General features: G+C 73.9%; 12 protein-coding genes. 5 read left to right on the top strand and 7 right to left on the bottom strand.

Annotation, left to right across the window (positions count from 1 at the left end):
• The first annotated feature begins 2 nt into the window (after positions 1 to 2).
• Positions 3 to 704 (top strand): ergothioneine biosynthesis protein EgtC, encoded by a 702-nt coding sequence (egtC, locus tag FH610_RS23685; protein WP_139576834.1) that lies wholly within the window; start codon positions 3 to 5, stop codon positions 702 to 704.
• 8 nt (positions 705 to 712) lie between these two features.
• A complete protein-coding gene (egtD, locus tag FH610_RS23680; protein ID WP_139576833.1) occupies positions 713 to 1705 on the top strand; it encodes an L-histidine N(alpha)-methyltransferase in 993 nt (330 codons plus the stop codon).
• 3 nt (positions 1706 to 1708) lie between these two features.
• Here egtD and FH610_RS23675 read toward each other — a convergent pair whose 3' ends face one another.
• From FH610_RS23675 to FH610_RS23665, 3 genes are all read right to left on the bottom strand, one after another.
• A complete protein-coding gene (locus FH610_RS23675; RefSeq protein ID WP_161628068.1) occupies positions 1709 to 3055 on the bottom strand; it encodes a sensor histidine kinase in 1347 nt (448 codons plus the stop codon).
• Between the two features lie 202 nt (positions 3056 to 3257).
• Complete coding sequence (locus FH610_RS23670; RefSeq protein WP_139576831.1) at positions 3258 to 5633, bottom strand: ABC transporter permease; 2376 nt, start codon at positions 5631 to 5633, stop codon at positions 3258 to 3260.
• Positions 5627 to 6385: an ABC transporter ATP-binding protein gene (locus tag FH610_RS23665; RefSeq protein WP_139576830.1), complete on the bottom strand. Its 759-nt coding sequence runs from the start codon at positions 6383 to 6385 to the stop codon at positions 5627 to 5629. The genes FH610_RS23670 and FH610_RS23665 overlap by 7 nt, the downstream gene beginning before the upstream one ends.
• A gap of 110 nt (positions 6386 to 6495) precedes the next feature.
• On the opposite strand from FH610_RS23665, the gene FH610_RS23660 reads away from it, so the two are divergent.
• Positions 6496 to 7716, top strand: a complete 1221-nt coding sequence (locus FH610_RS23660; RefSeq protein WP_240809145.1) for a sensor histidine kinase — start codon at positions 6496 to 6498, stop codon at positions 7714 to 7716.
• Positions 7704 to 8360 (top strand): response regulator, encoded by a 657-nt coding sequence (locus FH610_RS23655; protein ID WP_139576829.1) that lies wholly within the window; start codon positions 7704 to 7706, stop codon positions 8358 to 8360. Before FH610_RS23660 ends, FH610_RS23655 begins: the two co-directional genes overlap by 13 nt.
• A gap of 35 nt (positions 8361 to 8395) precedes the next feature.
• On the opposite strand, the gene FH610_RS23650 is transcribed toward FH610_RS23655, so the two are convergent.
• From FH610_RS23650 to FH610_RS23635, 4 genes are all read right to left on the bottom strand, one after another.
• Entirely contained in the window at positions 8396 to 8794 is a 399-nt protein-coding gene (locus FH610_RS23650) for a PPOX class F420-dependent oxidoreductase (protein ID WP_139576828.1), read from the bottom strand.
• A gap of 18 nt (positions 8795 to 8812) precedes the next feature.
• The gene (locus tag FH610_RS23645) at positions 8813 to 9472 is read right to left on the bottom strand and encodes a DedA family protein (RefSeq protein ID WP_139576827.1); all 660 of its coding nucleotides are present in this window, start codon (positions 9470 to 9472) and stop codon (positions 8813 to 8815) included.
• A gap of 206 nt (positions 9473 to 9678) precedes the next feature.
• Positions 9679 to 10326, bottom strand: a complete 648-nt coding sequence (locus tag FH610_RS23640; protein WP_139576826.1) for a response regulator — start codon at positions 10324 to 10326, stop codon at positions 9679 to 9681.
• Complete coding sequence (locus FH610_RS23635) at positions 10323 to 11459, bottom strand: sensor histidine kinase (protein ID WP_139576825.1); 1137 nt, start codon at positions 11457 to 11459, stop codon at positions 10323 to 10325. Before FH610_RS23635 ends, FH610_RS23640 begins: the two co-directional genes overlap by 4 nt.
• Before the next feature lie 109 nt (positions 11460 to 11568).
• On the opposite strand from FH610_RS23635, the gene FH610_RS23630 reads away from it, so the two are divergent.
• The gene (locus FH610_RS23630; RefSeq protein ID WP_161628067.1) at positions 11569 to 12669 is read left to right on the top strand and encodes an alpha/beta hydrolase family protein; all 1101 of its coding nucleotides are present in this window, start codon (positions 11569 to 11571) and stop codon (positions 12667 to 12669) included.

Here is a 12669-nt window from a genome sequence, read left to right as displayed (position 1 = left end):
GGATGTGCCGCCACGCGGCGTGGCTGGGCCCGGCGCGGGCCCTGACCACGCTCATCAGCGACCCCGAACACGGCCTGCTGCGCCAGTCGTACGCGCCGCGCCTGCAGAAGTACGGCACGGTGAACGCCGACGGGTTCGGCTTGGGCTGGTACGACGGGTCCCGGCCCGTGCGCTACCGCCGTACGGTGCCCATCTGGACGGACGCCAACATGCCCGGCCTCGCCGCGGCGGCCCGCTCGACGTGCCTGATCGCCGCGGTGCGGTCGGCCACGGTCGGGATGCCGATCGAGGAGACGGCCACCGCGCCGTTCGCCGACGGGCCCTGGCTGCTCAGCCACAACGGCAGGGTCAGGCGCGAGGCCGTCCGGCCCCTCGCGGCCGACGCGGAGAGCGGGTGCGACTCGGCGTGGCTCGCCGCGGCCGCGTTCACCCGGTTGCGGGACGGCCTGTCACTCGCCGACGTCCTGCCCGCCGTCGTCCGCACGGCCGCCGAGGGCGACCCGGAGGCCCGGCTGAACCTGCTCGTCACGGGAGGTTCCCACCTGGCCGCCGTCGCGTGGGGCGACACGTTGTTCACGCACCTGGAGGAGGGGGTGCTCGTCGCGAGCGAGCCGTTGGACGACCGGCCGGGCTGGCGGGCCGTGCCCGACCGGAGCCTGCTGCTCGCGTCCCCCGACGGCGTTTCGGTGACACCCATCGATTGAGAGGCGACATGAGCGTTAGCGTTACGGACCATCTCGGCGCCGACTACCTGCGCCATGTTCTGGAGAACGACGTGCGCGCAGGGCTGACCTCGTCGCCCAAGTGGCTGCCCCCCAAGTGGTTCTACGACGCCGCGGGCAGCGAGCTGTTCTCCCGGATCACCCGGCTGGCGGAGTACTACCCCACCCGGCGCGAGCTGGAGATCCTGCGCCGCCGCGCCGTCGACGTCGCCGGCCTCAGCCGCGCCGACACGCTCGTCGAGCTGGGCTCGGGCACCAGCGAGAAGACCGTGCTGCTGCTCGACGCGCTGGCCAACGCGGGCGTGCTGCGGGCCTACACGCCGGTCGACGTGGACGACGTCACGCTGGAGGCCGCGGCGGAGCGGCTCGCCGTACGCTATCCCGGCCTCGACGTGCGGCCGGTGCGCGCCGACTTCGAGCAGCACCTCGCGCTGCTGCCGAGGACCGGCAGGCGGCTGGTGGCCTTCCTCGGCGGCACGATCGGCAACCTCCCGCCCGCCGCGCGGGAGGTGTTCCTCAAGGAACTGCGCGCCACGCTGCGGCCGGGCGACACCCTGCTGCTCGGCACCGACCTGGTGAAGGACAGGGGGCGGCTGGTCGCGGCGTACGACGACCCGGGGGGCGTGACGGCCGCCTTCAACCGCAACGTGCTGCACGTGCTCAACCGGGAGCTGGACGCCGGGTTCGAGCCGGAGGCGTTCGAGCACGTCGCGCTGTGGGACGAGGACAACGACTGGATCGAGATGCGGCTGCGGGCCACCCGGCCCATGGAGGTCCCGATCAGGGCGCTCGGCCTCACGGTCGCCTTCGCCGAGGGCGAGGAGATGCGCACGGAGATCAGCGCCAAGTTCCACAGAGAGGGTGTGCTCGACGAGCTGTCCCGGGCCGGGTTCGCGGTCTGCCGCTGGTACACCGACAGCGCCGCCGACTTCGCGCTGACCCTGGCCGCCGTCGGGAGCGCCCGCCCGGGCGTCACCGGCTGAGCGTCACCGGCTGAGCTGGGGCGCGCTGCCCGCGGCCGCGGCGCCCGCGGGCAGCGGCAGGCGCAGGACGAAGCGGGCGCCGCGGGGCGAGTCCTCGACCCGCAGCGTCCCGTGGTGCGCGTCCGCCGTGACGCGGCACAGGGCGAGGCCCAGCCCGGTGCCCTTGGGGTCGCGGCGGCGCCCGTCCTTCAGGCGGACGAACGGCTCGAAGACCCGCTCGCGATCCTCCGGCGCGATGCCGTCGCCGTCGTCGAGCACGGTGACGACCGCCTCGTCCCCGGCCCGCCCGACCGTGACGTCGACCCTGCCGTACGCGTGGCGCTGGGCGTTGACCAGCAGGTTGGTCAGCACGCCGCACAGCTGGACCCGATTGCCGAGGACGGTCACCTCGTCCTCGACCTCGACGTGCACGGGCACGCCGTCCGTGCGGGCGGCGGCCTCCTCCCGCGCGAGCGTCCCGAGGTCGACCGGCTCGGGTTCGTCCGTCGCGGCCGTGCGGACGCGGGCGACCGTGAGCATCTCGTCGATGATCGCCTGGCACCGCTCCGTGGTCCGCACCGCCGTACGGATCGTCTCGTACGGATCGGTCTCCTCGCGGTAGAGCAGGGCCTCCTCCAGTTGCGTGCGCAGCCCGGCGAGCGGCGTCCGCAGCTCGTGGGAGACCATCGAGGCGAAGTGCCGCTGCTGGCGCACCGAGGTGTCGAGGCGTTCGAGGAAGTTGTTGGAGGCCCGCGCGAGCTCGGCTATCTCGTCGCGCCCGGGCGGCTGGGGGACGCGCAGGCTCAGGTCGCGCACGCTGATCTCGGTCACCCTCTCGCGAATCTCTCTGACCGGACGCAGCGTGCGGCCCGCGGCGCGCCAGCTCGCCCAGGTCCATCCGGCGGTCATCAGCAGCACTCCGATCGCGATGAACAGTTCCAGCCGCCGCGTGGCCAGGAGGCCCGGCTCGGTCCTTCCCGCGTACACGGCGTGCGGCTCGCCGTCCCAGAACAGCCGGGACTGCACCGGCAGGACCCGTACGGCGGTGAGCACGACGCACCGGCCCCGGTCCGGGCATTCGATCCGGTACTGCAGGCGGTCCTGGCCCGTGGGGAAAGGGGAGGTCAGCGGGGCCCGGCCGCTCGCCGCCCGGCTGGCGGTGATCACCCGGTTGCGGGAGTCGACGAGTTGCACCAGGTCCTCGTGCGCGGCCGGCGGCTCGGGGATGCCGTTGGGGCCCATCGAGGCGATCCAGTCGGTGGCCACCCGCTGGGTGTCCATGAAGAGATGGCTGTGGATCCGGTTGCGTACGGCGATGTCCAGGCCGAACCCGATCACCGTGAGGACGACGAGGGAGAGGACCGCGCTCATCACTGCGGTCCGCGCCTGGATCGAGCGCGGGCGTAAAAGGGAAGGCATGCGCCAGCCCGCCATGACCCCTCCGTTCGTGTCCGTAATGCAATGCTCAGGAAAAAAATGTTAATAAGGGCTATCCGGAAACCGGGCCGTCTGAACACGTGGGATCGCAATACTTGCGATAACAAGGCGAAGGATCGACGATTCCTTTGCCTGATCACGCATCTGCCCTGGTAGACGGCCTATACGACGCCTTTCCTGAAGTGAAAGGTGTTTTTCCTGTGAAAGTGCTCGCTCCGGCCGCGAGGACGAGGCAGGCGGCGACGACGGCCGCGACCGTGGGCCAGGGGACGACCAGCGGAACGGCCGCGCCGGACTTCTGCGCCAGCCCGGCGCGCATGCCGAGCAGCGCGGGAACGGCCACGGCGAGGCCGAGCACGGTGCCGATCCCGGTGACGAGCGCCGCCTCGGCCGCGGCCGCCGCGGTCGCCTGCCGCCGCGTCGCGCCGGACAGACGCAGGACCGCGAACTCGCGTGCGCGTGCCGACGCCGCCATGACCTGCGTGTTGACGATCGCCAGGCCCGAGTAACCGGCCGAGACCCCGACCAGCAGGAGCGTGAACAGCCAGACGAGCCGGTCCTCCTCCGCCTGGTCGCCGGCCGCGCGGTCGGCGACGCTCACCGTCCTCGCCCCCGGGAAGACCATTCCGGCCGGCCGGGACACGTACGCCTCGGGGGTCAGCGCCGACGGGTCGTGCGCCCGGACCGTGTCCCTGGAGACCAGCACCTCCGCCGGCGCGCCGGGCAGGACCGCCGCGATCCGCAGGCGCACGCTGCTGCCGTCCTCGAAGGTGAGCGGCACGACGTCTCCCTTCCGCCAGCCGTGGTCCCGGGCGACCCATTCCGCGACCGCCGTCTCGTCCCCGGCGAGGTGACCGTCGCCCAGCGCGGCGAGCGGCCGGTCGCCGTACACGGTGGTGGGCAGCGGGGCCGTGATCGTGCCAGAGGCCGACGCCGCCGCGAGCGCCGCGTCCGACAGGCCGGGGGCGCCGTCGGGCACGAGCACCGCCGCGGCGGGGGTGCCGGCCGCCCGCCCCGCCGTGTACGCCGCGGCGGTCGTGCGCACCATGCCGGTGACGAGCACGGTGAAGCCCACCGTCAGCAGCACCGGGGCCGCCGTGGCGGCGGTGCGCCGCACGGCCGTCATCGCGCTCCGCCCGGCCAGCATGCCCACGGCCGGCCGGGAGACCGGCCACGCGAGGACGCGGACGAGCGGCGGGAGGACGACCGGCGCGAGCAGGGTGAGCCCGGCGATCAGCGCCATCGCGGCGAGCAGGACGTCGTTCACCAGAGCGTCCTCGCCCGCGGACCCGCTCGCCACCGCCAGGGCCAGGCCGCCCGCGACCGACACGACGCCCGCGATCCACCGCAGGCGGGTCATCGGCGTGCCGCCCGCCGTGTGGTCGCGGAGGGCCTCCAGCGGGCGGACCCGGGCGGCCCTGCCCGAGGCGGACCACGCGCCGAGCAGGCCCGCCGCGATCCCGGCCGCGACCGCTCCGGCCACGGGCAGCGGGGCGAACCGCACGCCGAACGACTCGGGCTCGAAGCCCGCCGCGACGAGCACCCCGCCCACGGCGGGCGCGACGGCCGCGCCCAGCAGCGCCCCGACCGCGGCGGCGACGGCTCCCACGGCGAGCGCCTCGCCGTACACGATCAGCCGCACCTGGCGCGGGGTCGCGCCGACCGCCCGCAGCAGGCCGAACTCCCGGCGCCGCTGGGTGACCCGGAACGCGAACGTGGAGGCCACGACGAACACCGACACGAACCCGCCGAGCAGCGCCATCGCGGTCAGCACCTGCATGCCGATCCAGCGGGTCCGCGCGTCGGCCGCGGGCTCGGCCGCCGCCCGGTCCGGCCCGGCGAGCACCTGCCCGGACCCGCCGACGACGCCGAGTACGGCACGCCGCACGGCGTGGGGGTCGATTCCCGGCCGGGTGAGCAGCCCGATGACGCGGACCCCGCCCCCGACGCGCGCGGCCTCGCCGTCGGAGACGTACGGGCCGGGGCCGTCGGTGAGACCGCTGACCGTGTACGGCGCGGGTCCCCTGGCGGTCAGCAGCGTGACGGGCGAGCCCGGCGCGAGCCCGGGCGCGCGGCCGAGCACGACCTCTCCGGCGCGGACGGGCGGCCTGCCCGCCACCAGCCGGTGCGGCGCCAGCGCCGCGGTGCTCCAGCCTCGTGCCTCGTGCGCGCCGGCCGGTCTGCCCCGGACGACGGCCTGGGCGTAGAAGGCGCGATCGGGGACGGCCGCCGCGACGCCGGGCACCGACGTCAGCGCGCGGACCAGCGCCTCCGCCGTCTCCGGAGACCAGGGCCGGTTCTCGGCGAAGCCGTTGTCGTCGCCGGGCACGCCGGGGGTGCGTACGAGCAGGGACGCGGCGGCGTAGCGCGCGGGCACCCGCGGGCCCGCGGACGTCAGCAGCAGCGCGCTCGCGGTGAGGACCGCGGCGCCGAGACAGAGCGCGACGAAGGTGCCCGCGAGCCCGGTCCACCGGCCCCTTCCGGCCGGCCCGAGCAGGGAGAAGCTCAGCATGCCTCCTCCAGCAGGGCCATGCGGGCGGCGATCTCGGCGGCGCTCGACCGGCCCAGCTCCCCGGCGAGCCGGCCGTCGGCCAGCAGCACGACCCGGTCCGCGTACGCCGCGGCGGCGGGGTCGTGCGTGACCATGACGACGGTCTGCCCGTGGGCGTCGACCAGCGCGCGCAGGAGTTCCATGACCACGCGGGACGCGGCGCTGTCGAGCGCGCCGGTGGGCTCGTCGGCGAAGAGCACGGCAGGCTCGGTTCGTTTCGACCGGGTGATGAGGGTGCGGGCGATCGCCACCCGCTGCCGCTCGCCGCCGGAGAGCTCGGCGGGCCGATGCCCGGCCCGCCGCTCCAGGCCGACCTCGGCGAGCGCGTCGCGCACCTCGTCAGGGCCGGGGCGGCGCCCGGCCAGGCGGAGGGGGAGCGCCACGTTCTCCTCGGCGGTGAGCGCGTCGACCAGGTTGTACTCCTGGAAGACGAAGCCGACCCGTTCCCGGCGCAGCAGGGTGAGCGCCTTCTCGTTCAGCGGGCCGAGGTCGGTGCCGCCGATCAGCACGGTCCCGGACGTCGGCCGGTCGAGCCCGGCGGCGCAGTGCAGCAGCGTGGACTTGCCGGAGCCCGAGGGCCCCATCACGGCGGTGAAGGTGCCCTGGCCGAAGCCGAGGGTCACGCCGTCGAGAGCGGTCACCGCGCCAGGCCCGGTGCCGTACGTCACCTGGACCGAGTCGAGCAGGACAGCCTGCCCGGTTGTCTGTGTCATGTGGCTCAGCCAACCGGCGGCGGGCCCGTGAGGCATTGGCACTGGGGCGAGAACCAGGGGTATCCCCAGCACTACCGACACCGGCGCGCCCAGCGGTTAGCGTCGGTGCCGTGGCCACCCCGCTCCTCGCCCCCGCCCCTATGACCCTTGTGCCCCGGACCGCGCTGGACGCGCTCAGCGGACCGCCCCAGCGCTTCCTGGCCTCGGCCTGGCCGTGGAGGTCTCTGGCCTACCTGCTGGCCGGGGTCGTCCCCGGCCTCGCGTTCGCCGCCGTCCTGGCGCCCGTCCGTGCGGTGGGCGGCCTGCTCGCCGCGCCGCTGTCCCTCGTGGTGGCCGCCGTGCTGCTGGCGCCCCTGGCCCGGTTCGAGCGGTGGCGGCTGCGCCTCGCGGACCGGCAGCCGGTGCGCGGACTGCCGGACGGCTGGTGGCCGGGGTGGCGGGAGGCGGGGCACGCCCTCGTGGCGCTGCTCGCGCTCTGGTGGGTCGACCTGCTGGTGGTGGCGGCCGCGATCGCCGGGCCGGTGGTGCTGATCCTCTCCCCGGTCGTGCAGCCGACCGCTCCCGAGGGCGAGGCCACGCTGGGGGAGACCTTCGTCGGCTCGGCCGTCGGGCTGCTGCTGGTGCCCGTCGCGGCGTACACCATCGCCGCCTGGGCGGGCGCCAGGGCGGCGATGGCGCGGGCGATGCTCGTCCCGCAGGAGGCCGAGATGCGGGAGATCGCACGCTCCCGGGCGCGGCTGGTGGACGCCTTCGAGGCCGAGCGCCGCCGCATCGAGCGCGACCTGCACGACGGCGCGCAGCAGCGGCTCGTCGCGCTGTCGATGAAGCTGGGCCTGGCCGGGCTCGACCTGCCGCCGGGCTCGCCCGCGGCCGTGCGGCTCGACGAGGCGCGCGAGCTGGCCGGGCAGGCGCTCGCGGAGCTGCGCGAGCTGATCCGCGGTGTCCATCCACAGGTGCTCGCCGACCGCGGGTTGCCCGCCGCCGTACGCGACGTGGCCGGCAGGTCGCCGGTGCCCGCGGAGGTGGACGTCGAACTGGACCGGCGGCTGCCCGAGCGGGCGGAGGCGGCGGCCTACTACGTCGCCTGCGAGGCGCTGGCGAACGTGGCCAAGCACAGCGCGGCCGGCTCCTGCGCGGTGCGCGGCCGGCTGCGCAGGGGCAGGCTCGTGCTGGAGATCGCCGACGACGGGCGCGGGGGAGCGGACCCGGCGCGCGGCACCGGCCTGACCGGGCTCGCCGACCGGGTGGCGGCCGTCGGCGGCACGCTGACCGTCGAGAGCCCGTACGGCGGCCCGACCACGGTGAGGGCGGAGATCCCGTGCGAGTGGTGATCGCCGAAGACTCGGTGCTACTCCGGGAGGGTCTCGCCGGCCTGCTCGAACGGTTCGGGCACAGCGTCGTCGCGGCCGTCGGCGACGCCCCCGCGCTGATCGCGGCGGTCGCCGAGCAGGACCCGGACGTCGTCGTCGCCGACGTGCGCATGCCGCCCGGCTTCAGCGACGAGGGGCTGCGGGCCGTGCTGGAGCTGCGGGCGGCGCGGCCGTCCCTCGCGGTGCTCGTGCTCAGCCAGTACGTCGAGCAGACCTACGCCGCCGAACTGCTCGACCAGACCCGCTCCCCGGACGGGGGCGGCGTCGGCTACCTGCTGAAGGACCGGATCGGCGACGTCACCCAGTTCGCCGGCGCGGTGACGACGGTCGCGGGCGGCGGCACGGTGATCGACGCCGAGGTCGTCCGGCAGTTGCTGCGCGGGCGCCGCGACCCGCTGGCCCGGCTCACGCCACGCGAGCGCGAGGTGCTCGCCCTCGTCGCGGAGGGACGGTCGAACGCCGCGATCGCCCGCGCGCTGTTCGTCTCCGAGGCGGCCGTCGCCAAGCACATCGCGAGCATCCTGGCCAAGCTCGACCTGCCTCCGGACGCCGACGACCACCGCCGGGTGCTCGCCGTGCTCGCCTACCTGCGCGCCGCCGTGTGAGCGGGTCCTCGTCGCCGCCCCGGAGAGCGCCCGGGTCAGCGACCGGCGCTGAAGACGACCTTCTCGGGAACGACGCGCACGGTGATGCGCTGCTCTCCCGGCTGCCGGTAGGGGTAGGCGTCCACCCCGAGGTACTTCTTCGCCAGGCCGTCGATGACCGCGTCCGCGCCTTCGAGCTCCAGTTCGGCGGTGCCCGAGACGCTGACGAAGCGGAAGGCGTTCTCCGGGTCGAGCACGCTGACCGACACCCGGGGGTCGTTGCGCAGGTGCCGCTCCTTCGCCCGCCCCACGGCGGTGTTGAAGATCACGTCGTCGCCGTCGACGTCGACCCACACCACGGTGTTGTGCAGCGATCCGTCCGGCCGGACGGTCGTCACCCAGGCGTGGACCGGTTCCTTCAGCAGAGCTACGGCGTTCTCATCGAGCTTGCTCATCTGCTCCTCCTCGGTTCGTCAGCGCTGCCTTGAATCGGCGGCGGACACGAGATCACATTCTTCCCCCGATGACGGGGTGGGAAGACGCTCGAGGGAGAGCCGGGTGGCGCGTCGTTTCCTGAGCCATCGCACCAGCTCGACGATCACGGCGATCGACAGCGCGATGCCGAGGCCGAGGAACAGGCCCTTGATCGGGTCGTTCTCGAACGCCATCCCGCCGAAGAAGCCGATCAGCCCGGAGTACACCGCCCACGAGCCCGCCGCGATCGCGTCGAAGAACGTGAACGAGCGCAGCGGATGCCGTACGGCGCCCATGGTGAGCGTGGTCGCGGTGCGTCCACCGGGGATGTATCTCGCCACGATCAGGACGAGACCGCCCCGCTCGGCCAGCGCGTTCCGCGCCCAGACGAACGGCTTCTTCTCCCGCAGCCTGCCCGCCGACCTGCTGCCGATCAGGTAGGAGATGTGGTCACCCGCGCATGCGCCGAGAGCCGCGACCACGATGACCAGGGCCAGGTTGGTCTCGCCCGACGCGGCGAACACCGCGGCCGTGATCACCGAGGTCTCGGCCGGCACGACGGGGAAGAAGCCGTCGAGCAGCGCCAGGGCGAACAGCGCCACGTATAACCAAGGCGATGACATCACCTGCTGGACCAGGTCGAGGATCGCGTGCGACATCAGCGTGACTCCGATCGTTGGGGCACTGGGTACACCGTGTCGGCCGAGGAGCGTCGGGGACATCCGGGAGGTCCCGGATCGGACGCGGGCCCATCCCGCACAGAGGTCAGGGCCGACACGCCATGAAGCTAGACACTCAGCAGGTCACGGCACATCGGACGATCGGCGGGCGTCGGCCCCTGCTTTCGTATGCGAGAGCGCCGGCGTCAGGCGAGGTCGGCGTCGTGGACGAGGATCGCGGCCTGCACCCTGTTGGCCAGGCCCAGCTTGGCGAGCAGCCGGCTCACGTGCGCCTTCACCGTCGGTTCCGACAGCTTCAGCTCCCGTCCGATCTCGGCGTTCGACAGGCCGCGCGCCAGCGCCCTGATCACGTCCTCCTCCCTGGCCGTGAGCGCGGCGAGCCGCTCGCGCGCGACGTCGGCACGCGAGGGCGCCTTGTGGACGAACGAGCCGATGAGCCTCTTCAGGACGACGGGGGAGAGCATCGCGTTCCCCGCGGCGACCGTGCGGACCGCGGCGATCAGCTCACGCGGCGGGGTGTCCTTGAGCAGGAACCCCACGGCGCCGAGACGCAGCGCCTCGTGGACGTACTCGTCCAGGTCGAAGGTGGTCAGCATCACCACCTTCGGGGCGCCGGGGGCGCGCGGGAGCCGCGCCGCGGCGGTCAGGCCGTCCATGCCGGGCATCCGGACGTCCATGAGCACGACCTCGGGCCTGAGCCGGGCGGCCGCGCCGATCGCCTCCTCGCCGTCGCGGGCCTCGCCCACGATCACCATGTCGCCGGCCGACTCCAGGATCATCCGCAGCCCCGACCTGACCAGCGCCTCGTCGTCGACGATCAGTACGCGGATCATGCGGCGGGAATCCTCGCCAGCACCTGGAAACCCCCTCCGTGCTGGCCGGCCTCCAGGGTGCCCCCGAGCAGTTCGACGCGCTCGCGCAGGCCGACCAGTCCCCAGCCGGATCCGGGGAACCCCTCACCCGCGGGGGACGTCGCGTTGCGGATGAGCACCTCCAGATCGGCGGGCAGGTAGCGGACGACCACATCGGTCTCGGCGCCACGTGCGTGCTTGTGCACGTTGGTCAGCGCCTCCTGGACCACCCGATAGGCGGTGCGTTCCGCCGAGTGCCCGAGCGGGCGGGCCGGGCCCTCGTCACGCCGGTTGACCACGAGGCCGAGGGCGCGAGACTGCTCCAGCAGCCGGTCGAGGTCGGCCAGCGTGGGCTGCGGGTCGCGGGAGGCCTCCGGCGCGCGCAGGACGCCGAGCACCTCGCGCAGGTTGTGCAGCGCCTCCCTGCCGACGTCGCTGATCAGGGCGGCCGCCTGGGCGGTACGCTCGTCCGGCGCGCCGACCTCCAGCGCCCCGGCGTGCAGGACCATCAGCGACACCCGGTGAGCGACCACGTCGTGCATCTCCCGCGCGATGCGGGCGCGTTCCTGGGCGCGTGCCTGCTCCGCGCGCAGGACCTGCTCCCGCAGCAGCTGTTCGGCCTGCTCGCGCATGGTGTCGAGCACCTGCCGCCTGGCACGGCTCCACAACCCGGCCACCAGCGGAAGCCCGACCAGCGCGCCGCCCAGGATGAGCACGTTGGGAGAGGAGCCCATCGCCAGCGCCCGGTGGCCGCCGCTCAGCCAGGAGACGACTCCGCCCAGCGCCCACGCGGCGGACGCACCGGCCGCGTAGAGCCACAGAGCCTGACGGCGCCCCAGGTGAAGGCCCGCGTAATAGGAGGCCACGACCGCCGGCGGCCACATGGCGAGCCAGACGTAGGCGACGGCCGCCACCACGGTCACCGGCCACATCGAACGCCTGGCCGCGACCGTGGCACCCGCCGAGGCCGCGGCGACCGCCAGGGCCACCGGGGCGGGCACGGTCGTCGCGACGCCGGCCCAGCCGGACGCGGAGCCCGCGCAGAGCACGAACACCGCGCTCCCGAGCGCCCACGGCAAGGCCCGATCCAGGATGCCCGAACCGGTAGAGGTCATGGTCAGAGGCTATTGGGCGGCCGGCGGAGCGACCCCCTACGAAAGTCGCGCACGCCGCGTGACCTTTGCAGGGGACAGTGCGGCAGCGCCGCCCGGCAGGGTGACGGCCATGAAGAACATGCTCATCGCCGGCGTGATCGCCCTGGCTCCCGTCACCGGCGGCACTCCCGCCCCCAAGCCGGCTCTGCCCGCTCCGACCGGGCACTACGCGGTCGGACGGTCGGACGTCCACCTGGTCGACTCCCACCGGCCCGACCCCTGGGTGGACGACAGACCGCGAGAGCTGATGGTCTCTCTCTGGTATCCGGCGAAGAAGACGAGGGGCACGGCCGCGCCCTACGTCACCCCGCAGGAATCGGCGCTGATCCTCAAGGGATTCCCCGAGCTGAAGGACCTCCCGCCGGACACGCTCACGAAGACGAAGACGCATGCCCGCGCCGACGCGCCCGCGCTCCTGAGGAAGGGCGGATGGCCGCTGGTGGTCATGTCGCCGGGCATGACCATGCCACGGGCCACGCTGACCTCGCTGGCCGAGGAGTTCGCGAGCCGGGGCTACGTGGTCGCGGGCATCGAGCACACCTACGAGTCGGTCGCCACCACGTTCCCCGACGGCAGGACCGTCACGTTCCAGGCGGGTGCGGGCGGCCAGACCCCCGAGCTGGGAGAGAAGGTCGCCCGGGTGCGCGCGGCGGACACGACCTTCGCGCTGGACCGGCTGGAGCGGGCCAGGCGCTGGAACCGGCTGATCGACGAGAGCAGGATCGCGATGGTCGGGCACTCGGTCGGCGGCCAGAGCGCGGCCCACCTGCTGCCCGTGAACGACCGGATCAAGGCCGCGGTGAACCTGGACGGCTCCTACAACCCCGTCACCCCTGCCGAGCCCGTCACCAAGCCGTTCATGATGATCGGCAACCCCCGGCAGCAGCCGGTCACCAGTGGCCGGCCGAAGTCGTGGGACCTGTTCTGGCCCCACGTCACCGGCACGTGGAAGCGCTGGCTCACCGTCACCGGCGCCGAGCACGTGAGCTTCGTCGACTACGCGGTGCTCGGGCCGCAGCTCGGCATGCCGGCGTATCCGATCGACGGTATACGCTCCCTCACGATCACTCGGGAATACGTGACCGCCTTCCTCGACACGCACCTGAAGGACAAGCGGCGGCCCCTGCTCGACGGGCCGTCGGCGGAGTATCCGGAGGTCGGGTTCTGGTGA

It is taken from the genome of Microbispora catharanthi (assembly GCF_006334915.2).
GTDB classification, from domain to species: domain Bacteria; phylum Actinomycetota; class Actinomycetes; order Streptosporangiales; family Streptosporangiaceae; genus Microbispora; species Microbispora catharanthi.
This window is presented reverse-complemented; position numbering and strand designations above follow the sequence as displayed.

Bases quoted from the DNA above. Each gene is read 5' to 3' on its own strand.
- FH610_RS23670 (WP_139576831.1), bottom strand. From the start codon at position 5,633: ATGCTGAGCTTCTCCCTGCTCGGGCCGGCCGGAAGGGGCCGGTGGACC.
- FH610_RS23640 (WP_139576826.1), bottom strand. From the start codon at position 10,326: ATGATCCGCGTACTGATCGTCGACGACGAGGCGCTGGTCAGGTCGGGG.
- FH610_RS23645 (WP_139576827.1), bottom strand. From the start codon at position 9,472: ATGTCGCACGCGATCCTCGACCTGGTCCAGCAGGTGATGTCATCGCCT.
- FH610_RS23635 (WP_139576825.1), bottom strand. From the start codon at position 11,459: ATGACCTCTACCGGTTCGGGCATCCTGGATCGGGCCTTGCCGTGGGCG.
- egtC (WP_139576834.1), top strand. From the start codon at position 3: ATGTGCCGCCACGCGGCGTGGCTGGGCCCGGCGCGGGCCCTGACCACG.
- FH610_RS23650 (WP_139576828.1), bottom strand. From the start codon at position 8,794: ATGAGCAAGCTCGATGAGAACGCCGTAGCTCTGCTGAAGGAACCGGTC.
- FH610_RS23675 (WP_161628068.1), bottom strand. From the start codon at position 3,055: ATGAGCGCGGTCCTCTCCCTCGTCGTCCTCACGGTGATCGGGTTCGGC.
- egtD (WP_139576833.1), top strand. From the start codon at position 713: ATGAGCGTTAGCGTTACGGACCATCTCGGCGCCGACTACCTGCGCCAT.
- FH610_RS23630 (WP_161628067.1), top strand. From the start codon at position 11,569: ATGAAGAACATGCTCATCGCCGGCGTGATCGCCCTGGCTCCCGTCACC.
- FH610_RS23665 (WP_139576830.1), bottom strand. From the start codon at position 6,385: ATGACACAGACAACCGGGCAGGCTGTCCTGCTCGACTCGGTCCAGGTG.